Consider the following 9633-nt stretch of genomic DNA (forward strand, 5'->3'; position numbering starts at 1 on the left):
CCCAAAACATACCGAACATGTGGTACGGATGCGTTGCACCTTACGTGTTACCTGGGTAGTATTGTTGCCGGTTTGGCTGTAGTTTTGCCGCGCTTGCTCCTGCCGGTCAAATTCTTCGAGCGATACGCCGGGGCCGTCTACAATTCTTATGGCATCAGCCGCTGCAATAGGCCAGTAAATGGTGTATAACCAGGCGGGCCCGTCGGCTTTAAAGGGATAGGTTTTGGCTTTTTTATTGCGTACGCTGTAATATTTGCCGTCGCAATCAAAGGGGCTGTCTTTATCATCGTTTTTAAACATGCCTTCAATCACATCGTGGGTGCCCTTAGGTGTAAAAGTTACCGTGGCTGTTGGCCGGCTCCAATCATTGCTGGTCCAGGTTCCGTTCATATAATCGCTATAATGAATATAAGTGCGCTTTCCTTCCTTTTGAACGTTATCCAGGTAACGGCCCGATAACACCGCAATGGTATCGCCATTGCCGGATGCATCAAAAAAGCTCACTTTTGCATCGCCGTTTAAGGCATCGTTGCTGAAAAAGCCATCCCACTCCACTACCGTAACCCAGGCTTTTTTGCCGGCATTCCACGTTTTTTTAAATGCGCGGCTTTTGCCCTCTTTTTTATCATTGCTAAAGTTCCCTTCGTAACAAATGAGGTAGGGTTTATCGCCGCCTATTGAATCCTTTGAAGATCCCTGTCCATTGCGTAAGCCATTAACGAAGTGCCCCTTATATTGCCACGAGTTTTTGCCGTCAGTGCTCTTCAGGTATGCAAGGCCGTCGCCGGTATTGCAATTTCCGCTTTTACAACCTTGTGCTACTGTCCTGTTTTTATTATCCGCAGTCGCTATGTTTTGGTCAACCGGCAGTAGTTGCAGGGCCTTGTTCAGGTATTCGCGGGTATATTCATCTTTGGGCGTCAGGGCAAGCGCTTTTCTAAACCAATCAACAGATTCACGGTATTTGCCCCTGTCAAGGTTTAGCCTCCCTAAAATATAGTACCAGGGCGCTTTATCTTTATCGGCATCCATTAATTTGGTGAATAGCGCCTGCGATTCGTCCCAGCGTTTTAAGGTGTAATAGCTAACTGCAATACCCCGGGTTGCGTCGGCATTACCGGGCGACAGTTCAAGCACTTTGTTAAAATTTTCAAGCGCTTCTGTGCTTTTATCCTGCGAGTTATAGAAGTTGCCGAGCGTGAGATAAGCATCGATATACTGCGGATCGAGCTTTATGGCTTTTTTAATATCGACGATGGCATCATCGTATTTTTTCAGGTCGCGGTAGCATTCTCCGCGTAGCAGGTAGGCTTCAGCGCAATCGTCCATTCGCAAAGCCTTTTTTGCTTTTTCCATGTTCCAGTTATACATATTGGTATCCCAGGCACGTGCAATTTCACCTCTTAATTCAGCCCGCAGCGCTGCAGCTTTTTCCTTAGCGGTTTGTGCAGAGGCCAGTAAGCCTGCCATTATAAAAAATAGAAAAGCAAATATCCTGGTGGTCATAGCATGAGGTGGTTAGTGGAAGTATAAACCTACATAATTTGCAATAGGGGGTCAATACCGTTCTATACGTATATTTTTTTACGTAGCGTTACCCAACTAAATTCAAACAGGGAACATGGTAAGGTAAGAAACATGTTATTGACGGGCAGTGATCAAGCAAATATCAGAGTTTCGTGGCGGAACATCTGCAGAGATAATACTGAAATATTATTTATGAATAATGAATTATTATTTATACTTTACAGCCTATATTTGATAGTATTATATAATAAAACTACAAATCAACTTCATGTAATTATACAATTGGTCAGCCCCAATTAGTTTGCATTTTCAATTTGTTTTTAATCGATTTATAAATGGAGGCAATTTTTCAAAAAATCATCAATTTTGACCAAAACTTACTGGCAATTATTGCTTTAGTCGTTTTCTATACGTTGGAAGAAGTGTTGAATACGACTTTTGAATTTAAGAACCGTCCCCGGCACTTATTAAATAGTGCTCTGCTCCAGCTGGGTTATGTGATGGTTAACTTTGGTTTGGCATTTGTTATGGTTGCTTGCTTTCAATGGATCGACCAGCATCACGTCGGTTTATTTAATATCATCGAAATTCCATATCCGCTAAAACTGGTTATTGGCCTGGTATGTTTTGATTTTACCTTTTACTGGGCACACCGGCTGTATCATTTATCGTCTTTCTTTTGGCGCTTACATCGTGTTCACCACAGTGATAATAGTTTGGATAGTACAAGCGCGCTGCGATTTCATCCTTTTGACGCCTTGCTGGATAGTGCCATGTCAATTGTAGCCGCGGCAATTTTTGGACTCGATATTAGTGTAGTTCTGTTCTATTTTGTATTGTATATCCCACTTTTATTTGCACAACACAGCAACTTTATATTTCCTGTTTGGACGGATAAAGTGTTGGGTAAAATATTTGCTTCCCCTAACTTTCATAAGGTACACCATCACAAGGACCAGCAATTTACAGATTCAAATTACGGCAATCTTTTTATTGTGTGGGATAAATTATATGGGACATTTAAATACCTGCCTGTAAAGGACATCAAATATGGTTTAGAAGAATTTGATGGACCGGAGCAACAGCGCTTATTTTTTCTCCTGAAGAGCCCTTTTCTCAACTTTAAGAAAACAAATGAGGGTGGCGGAATTAACGATAAAGGATAAAAACAGGTAACACACCAGGTATTGCAATCCTATTTTCAGGCGCGATTTTTAGCCTGGGCCAAAGCGTTAAGCTACCCGTGCCCCTGTGCAATCCCCAAACTTTAATTTGCCGAATTAAAGAATTTAAGTAATTCGACATTTTTCATAAATCTTAAAATCCGGGTTCCCGACAAAAATTTGGAACATTTGTATCAATTTACAACATTTACCACTAAATTACAGCCGATTAATAAACCAATGCCTCATATTCCCTTAGACGAGAACTTGCCCGGTATTACTGGTTTGCTGAATTTTCGGCAGGATACCGCCTTGCCTATCAGGCAGCTAACGCAAATCTTGCTTCGGGGCGAATCAACGTTGACTGAAGGCGAGCGCGAACTGATCGCTACCGTAACCTCTTTTGGCAACCAGTGCAAGTTTTGTACTGCTGCGCATACCGCTGCAGCCAATGCCCTGTTGGGCGAGCACGAAACCGCCGAAATGGTAAAACACGACCCGGAAAATGCACCTGTGAGCGATAAGATGAAACAATTGCTGGAGGTGGCCCGCCGTGTACAAGCCGATGCACGTACCGTTAGCCCTGACCTTGTGGCCAAAGCCCGGGCGGCAGGCGCTACGGATATGGAACTGCATGATACCGTACTGATTGCCGCGCTGTTTTGCCTGTATAACAAATATGTTGACGGGCTGGCAAGTGTTACCCCAACTGAACCGGCCTTTTACGACAGGCTGGCTAATATCCTCAAAAACAACGGCTACCTGTCATCGCCTAACAGGTATGCCAGCCTGAATGAAACTAAATAATGAAGAACCAAACTAATCCATGGCTTTTTTGGGCGGGCATTATATTGCTTGTTGTCCCCGGTTTAATACATGCTTACCTGTTGATGCCATTCCCGGGCAGTCAGGAATTGAATGCGATGACCGTATCGTACTATCTTGAAAAAACAGTATGGCCCTTAAGGGCGGCAGGCATAATGATGCTAATCTGGTACCTGATCAAATACTTTCCCAAAAACACCAAAACAGCGAAGATTGTTAAAGCTTCGGTGCTGGCAATTTGCCTGGTTAGTTTTTATTATACCGATTTTGCCTACAAAGCGTCGACGATGTTTGAGGAGCCGCACACCATTAAATTCGCCACTGCTGCCGATAATAAAGTGCCCGAAAATTTTGTGGTGATCGGTGTGGTGAACGATGGCGTGGCAAAAGCCTACCCGGTTGATTATTTGGGCTATCACCATAAAGTGCAGGACAATGTAGGCAAGCTGCCTGTATTGGTTACTTATTGCACCATGTGCCGTACAGGCAGGGTTTACAGCCCCATTGTTAATGGCAAAAGGCAAAACTTCAGGCTGGTAGGGGCAAGGCACTATAACGCTATTATTGAGGATGAGGGTACCAAAACCTGGTGGTACCAGGCCACAGGACTGGCTGCGGCGGGCAAACTGAAGGGGCAACACTTACAAGAGCTGCCTTACGAGCAGGCCACTTTGAAATCATGGCTGGCAAAATATCCTAACTCGCTCATCCTGCAGTCCGATGCACATTTTATCAGCGATTACAACGACCTGAAAAATTACGACCGGCTGCAATATGTAGATAAAGATAGTACGATAAAAAACAAGGATACCCTGATGCGCAAAAGCTGGGTGCTGAGTGTTATTGTACATGGGCAGGCAAAAGCGTACGACTGGCGCCACCTGTTTAAAAAGCGGGTACTGAACGACCAGGTGGCCGTTACCCCGGTGGTAGTAACCATTGAGCCCGACAGCCTTACCTACCACGCTTTTAACAGCTATGTACACGGCAAAACCCTGCACTTTAAGGCGGATACAGCCGGCAATTTAACTGACCTTGAAACAGCGTCCACCTGGGATTGGGATGGATTAAGCACCGCCGGAAGCCTGAAAGGCACCCAATTAACCAAAATACAAGCCTACCAGGAGTACTGGCACAGCTGGAAACATTTTCACCCGAATACTTTGTTTTGGAAGGAATAAGGTTGAGGAAATAACATAAGATTTGTCATTGCGAGGAGCCTGCCTGCCGGCAGGGAACGACAGAGCAATCGCGAACTTTGCATAACCGCCTGAATAGTTCGCGATTGCCTCCGCCCATTGGCGGATCGCAATGACAAAAAAATGAAAACAGAATCCGTCCGTTTGTTTTATCCCCTGTTTCACCCAAAAACGAACGAACACCCATTAACAAACTCAATCAACCTAATCCAACCCAATTACAATCAATTCCAACCAAACCCCTACCTTTACCCCACCAATTAAACTTCATGCTAACAGAACAAACAACATACGATGCCATCGTGATCGGCTCGGGCATCAGCGGGGGATGGGCCGCCAAGGAACTTTGCGAACTGGGCTTAAAAACCCTGGTGCTGGAGCGCGGTCGGGATGTGGAACATATTAAAGACTACCCCACCGCCACCATGGATCCCTGGGAGTTTAAACACCGCGGCCAGATGACGCTGGAGTATTTAAAGGAAAATCCCTACATCAGCAAAGCAGCTGGTTTGGGCGAGGAATGTGCACACTTTTTTATTAAAGATAAAGATCATCCCTATATCCAGGAAAAGCCTTTTGAGTGGATCCGCGGCTACCAGGTGGGCGGTAAATCGCTTACCTGGGGTCGTGCCTGCCAGCGCTGGAGCGAGTTTGAGTTCACCAACCCGGCAAAGTATGGCTACGGTATCGAGTGGCCCATTGGTTATAAAGACGTTGCGCCCTGGTATTCGCACGTGGAGAAATTTATCGGCGTTTGCGGCAATAAGGATGGTATTGAGGCCATGCCGGATGGCGAGTTTTTACCACCTTTTGATATGAATGCGGTGCAATCGCATTTGAGCCAAAGCATCAAACAAAACTACCCCAATCGTCACCTTGTACATGCCCGCTGGGCGCATTTAACGCAACCCAACCAGATCCACCTGGACCAGGGCCGCGCCAAATGCCATGCCCGTAACGAGTGTATGCGCGGCTGCCCTTTTGGCGGTTATTTTAGTTCCAACAGTTCAACTTTGCCATGGGCAAAACGTACGGGCAATTTAACCATAAGGCCTTTTTCGGTGGTGCATTCTATCCTATATGATGAGCAAAAAGGCAAAGCCAGTGGCGTAAGGGTGATTGATGCCAATACCAAAAAAGTAATTGAGTTTTCGGCGAAGATCGTTTTTGTGAATGCATCAGCGCTCAATACCAATTTAGTGCTGTTAAACTCTACTTCTAATCGCTTCCCAAATGGTTTGGGTAATGATAACGGTTTGCTGGGTAAATATGTCGCTTTTCAGAACTACCGGGCATCTATCACCGCTACGGTGGATGGCTTTGCCGATAGCTACTATTTCGGGCGAAACCCTACCGAACTCATCCTTGCCAATTATACCAACCTGCACCGGCACGAAAAGGATTATTTTGGTGGATTTACTACGTTTATGGGCGCGTACAGGCCTAATCACCCGGATGTTGTGCCGGGCAATGAGATTGGCGGAGCTTATAAGGATGCCTTAACCGAGCCCGGCAACTGGCGCCTGTACATGTATATGCAGGGCGAAACAGTCCCCAAAGCAAGTAATCATGTACGCCTTAGCAAAGATCAAAAGGACCAGTGGGGCATCCCATTGCTTATTACTTCGGTGGAGTATGATGATAATGATGAGCGCATGATCCAGGATTTTTTAAAGCAAAGCCGCGATATGCTGGAGAAAGCCGGTTGCAAAAACGTCGAAACCAACGAAAATAAACAGGCGCCGGGTTTGGATATCCACGAAATGGGTGGCTGCCGCATGGGTAAAGATCCTGCAACATCCCTATTAAACGAGCATAACCAGCTGCACAATTGTAAAAACGTGTTTGTTACTGATGGCGCCTGCATGACCAGCACCGGCAATCAGAGCCCATCCATACTTTACATGGCCTTAACTGCAAGGGCTGCCAATTTTGCTGTTGATGAGTTGAAAAAGGGGAATCTTTAGATTCATTGGTCATTGGTTCGTTGGCGAATTTCAATATTGTGGCAATAATTAACCCTAAATAAACAATTATTGTTTAAACTTGTATTCCATGAAAACTGTTTAATGTAAAACGGGCAGGATGCATCCCAACATCTACCAGGGCATCATCTTTTATGAATACAAAAGAACTCAGCCACACCATAAAGGCATTATTTGCAGGCAATAAGGGCCTGCTGGCCATGGACGAAAGTACAGGTACCTGCAACAAGCGCTTTGAAGAAGCAGGGATCCCCCAAACTATTGAATACCGACGCGCCTACCGCGAAATGATCGTTACCACCCCCGGATTGGGCCAATGCATCAGCGGCGCTATTTTGTTTGATGAAACTATTCACCAGGCGACAAAAGATGGCGTATTATTTATTGATGTCCTGAAAAAAGCCGGCATAGTTCCCGGCATTAAAGTAGACGAAGGTACTACTGACCTGGCAGGTTTTCCCGGCGAAAAAATTACACTTGGCCTGGATGGTTTAAAGGAACGTTTGGCAAAATATTACGAACTGGGGTTGCGCTTTGCCAAGTGGCGGGCAGTAATTTCTATAAACGCTGTTTTGCCCAGCAGGGGCTGTATCGAAGCCAATATGCATGCCCTTGCCCGCTACGCTGCCCTTTGCCAGGAAGCCGGTATCGTGCCTATTGTTGAGCCAGAAGTTTTAATGGATGGCCCGCACGACCTTAAAAAATGCTTTGATGTAACCTCGCGGGTGCAGCATGTGTTGTTTGACCAACTGTACGCACAAAATGTTAATTTAAAATACCTGATACTGAAGCCCAATATGGTATTGCCGGGTTTAAGCAACCCAAAACCGGCAACCATTGATAAAGTTGCTGACGCTACGGTTAACTGCCTGTTACAATCTGTTCCGGCAATTGTTCCCGGTGTGGCTTTTTTATCAGGCGGACAATCGGCTGAGCGGGCAACAGCGCACCTTAACGCTATGCATATAAAGTTTAAGGGTAAACTACCCTGGGCGCTCACCTTTTCCTTCGCACGGGCCATACAGCAACCTGCTATGGAAATTTGGCAGGGTATGGATGAAAATGTAGTAGCAGCCCAAAAAATGCTTTATCATCGCGCCAGTTTGGATAATGCTGCCCGAAGGGGTGAGTACACGCCGGAGATGGAGAAGGAGTTTGTTTAGTCTGGAGTCTTAAGTCTGGAGTCGGAATCATAGAGCTAATATTTCGTTGGTATGTGTTATAGTGATTATTGCGGCCTTTGTTTTAATAAATGTTAATTTTGGGTGCGATTGGTATATAATGTATCAGCCTAAAATTAAATGAAAACCTTTACCCGTACTTTAGCGAAACACATACCGGCTACCATCTTTTTGCTGGTATTTACTTCTATTTGCATATGGATTGTAATAATAGGAATTGAATCCCGTGAACGGTTTGATAAATACCCTGATAAAGATCATTTTATGGCGGGTAATCAAGGCGGATTGTTCGCAGCCATTTTTATTGGTTTTGCAGGGGGAATTTATATGGTGATAAATTTTTTCCTTGCGGCTTTCATCAAGGGCGAAAGTAAATTCTATTTATGGCTTTGTTTAATCATATTGATCGAAATTATAGGAACAGTATGGCTTGCCAATTGAGCGCCTGTATAAAAAATAATTTGTCAGTCGGTTGTTTCTAAACTTTAACCTTGTTACAAACATTAAGGCATGGCCGGGTGTTATTAGCCTGAATGGCACCAACAGTACTTTATCCTTTAAAATTCGACCCTATTTACCAGTACAGGATCTGGGGTGGAAGAAGATTGTCTGATCTATTATCGAATCCCTTACCCCCGGATGACCTCATTGGCGAGGCCTGGATTTTAAGCGACCGGGATGATCACTCCAGTAAAGTCAGCAACGGTAACTTGCAGGGCCAAACTATTAACCAGCTGATTGAAAATTCATCAGCCGAATTATTAGGTCCGCTTGCCGGCAAGTTTAAACGATTTCCCTTATTGTTAAATAAATATAAGAGATCAGAATGCTATTAGAACAAATAGAGAAGCAAGTGCTGACACTCCTAGAGTCATTGCACTGTCAACAACAACCCAATTCAAGTTTGAGCTGGTCGAACTACCTGAGGCTGTTGGAGTGGTCAAAGATGAACTAGAAAAGTATTTGAAACCCGAAATAAAATTGATTGTGTCACCTATTTTGATTTGTTGGATGGTCCCAGCCTACTGCTAGAGGTACCTTGAAGCGTAGCATGTGTAGGAAGTCCAACCCTTATAGGTTGTCGTAGTAAATATGTCCTTAGAGTTTACAAATTGATCAACTTGTGGACAAGCGACCTGACCCTTAGTTGTAGTTGGTCCTCCTAGAGTAGTTGCCAGTGTTTGTGACCCACAACTCACCGTATCAGAAAATGTGTTTGTCGTTCCAACTGTGACTTAACATTAGAGGTTCATGTAAGAAGGGGTTGAAGTAGAAATATCCCAATTTTAAAACTAGATGAAACTTTGTAGTACACCGCCGCTGGGAATGACACCGTTGAAGTTTACTTGCTAGGCATAGTAAAAAGAATTCCACATTTTACCACCAAAGTTATAGTCAGCAACACCCATTACTCCATTCATCTACCATTACTGAGCAAGTGCAGACACAGTGTAAGCATACTGAGGGGAATAGGTCGGAGTTGTCCCATAAGTGTTCTGAGACTATGTTGTTAGGAAGCCTTAGATGTTAAAAAGGGGTGGAGTTTGTCCATCACTTAGTACAAGGGGTTGAGCAGAGGTGGCGGTAGCAGCGGCTGTTGTACTGGATGATGAGGAACTTGATGATGGTGTACTAGTTGTGGACGTACTGGATGCTGTTGTATTTGAGCTTGTACTATTTGCTGGTTTGGTTGCCATTAACTTTAAATATAGAAATTTCAAACTTCAATCGATGGGGTTTTGGGGTTTTGGGG

8 protein-coding genes are annotated in these 9633 nt (G+C 44.6%); 7 read left to right on the top strand and 1 reads right to left on the bottom strand.

The genetic code is table 11. From position 1 onward, the window contains the following. On the bottom strand, positions 1-1506 hold a 1506-nt coding region (locus tag QZY09_RS04940), incomplete at its 3' end, for a tetratricopeptide repeat protein (RefSeq protein ID WP_295668950.1). 356 nt (positions 1507-1862) lie between these two features. Between QZY09_RS04940 and QZY09_RS04945 the strand changes: the two genes are divergently transcribed. From QZY09_RS04945 to QZY09_RS04975, 7 genes are all read left to right on the top strand, one after another. Further along, positions 1863-2693 (top strand): sterol desaturase family protein, encoded by an 831-nt coding sequence (locus QZY09_RS04945; RefSeq protein WP_295668955.1) that lies wholly within the window; start codon positions 1863-1865, stop codon positions 2691-2693. A 237-nt stretch (positions 2694-2930) separates the two neighbouring features. Further along, complete coding sequence (locus QZY09_RS04950; protein ID WP_295668958.1) at positions 2931-3497, top strand: carboxymuconolactone decarboxylase family protein; 567 nt, start codon at positions 2931-2933, stop codon at positions 3495-3497. Continuing rightward, positions 3497-4696 carry a DUF3179 domain-containing (seleno)protein gene (locus QZY09_RS04955; protein WP_295668961.1) on the top strand — a complete coding sequence of 400 codons (1200 nt, stop codon included), beginning with the start codon at positions 3497-3499 and terminating at the stop codon, positions 4694-4696. The genes QZY09_RS04950 and QZY09_RS04955 overlap by 1 nt, the downstream gene beginning before the upstream one ends. 287 nt (positions 4697-4983) lie before the next feature. After that, a complete protein-coding gene (locus QZY09_RS04960; protein ID WP_295668964.1) occupies positions 4984-6681 on the top strand; it encodes a GMC family oxidoreductase in 1698 nt (565 codons plus the stop codon). Positions 6682-6833: 152 nt separating this feature from the next. Continuing rightward, the gene (locus QZY09_RS04965; RefSeq protein WP_295668967.1) at positions 6834-7862 is read left to right on the top strand and encodes a class I fructose-bisphosphate aldolase; all 1029 of its coding nucleotides are present in this window, start codon (positions 6834-6836) and stop codon (positions 7860-7862) included. A gap of 138 nt (positions 7863-8000) precedes the next feature. Further along, a complete protein-coding gene (locus QZY09_RS04970; RefSeq protein WP_295668969.1) occupies positions 8001-8321 on the top strand; it encodes a hypothetical protein in 321 nt (106 codons plus the stop codon). A 92-nt stretch (positions 8322-8413) separates the two neighbouring features. After that, on the top strand, positions 8414-8716 hold the full coding sequence (locus QZY09_RS04975) for a hypothetical protein (RefSeq protein WP_295668971.1): 303 nt from the start codon (positions 8414-8416) through the stop codon (positions 8714-8716). The last annotated feature ends 917 nt before the right edge of the window (positions 8717-9633 follow it).

The sequence above is a fragment of the uncultured Mucilaginibacter sp. genome (assembly GCF_903913935.1).
GTDB lineage: Bacteria > Bacteroidota > Bacteroidia > Sphingobacteriales > Sphingobacteriaceae > Mucilaginibacter.

Coding starts and splice junctions, on each gene's coding strand:
- QZY09_RS04945 (WP_295668955.1), top strand. CDS start 1,863: ATGGAGGCAATTTTTCAAAAAATCATCAATTTTGACCAAAACTTACTG.
- QZY09_RS04950 (WP_295668958.1), top strand. CDS start 2,931: ATGCCTCATATTCCCTTAGACGAGAACTTGCCCGGTATTACTGGTTTG.
- QZY09_RS04965 (WP_295668967.1), top strand. CDS start 6,834: ATGAATACAAAAGAACTCAGCCACACCATAAAGGCATTATTTGCAGGC.
- QZY09_RS04960 (WP_295668964.1), top strand. CDS start 4,984: ATGCTAACAGAACAAACAACATACGATGCCATCGTGATCGGCTCGGGC.
- QZY09_RS04970 (WP_295668969.1), top strand. CDS start 8,001: ATGAAAACCTTTACCCGTACTTTAGCGAAACACATACCGGCTACCATC.
- QZY09_RS04975 (WP_295668971.1), top strand. CDS start 8,414: ATGGCACCAACAGTACTTTATCCTTTAAAATTCGACCCTATTTACCAG.
- QZY09_RS04955 (WP_295668961.1), top strand. CDS start 3,497: ATGAAGAACCAAACTAATCCATGGCTTTTTTGGGCGGGCATTATATTG.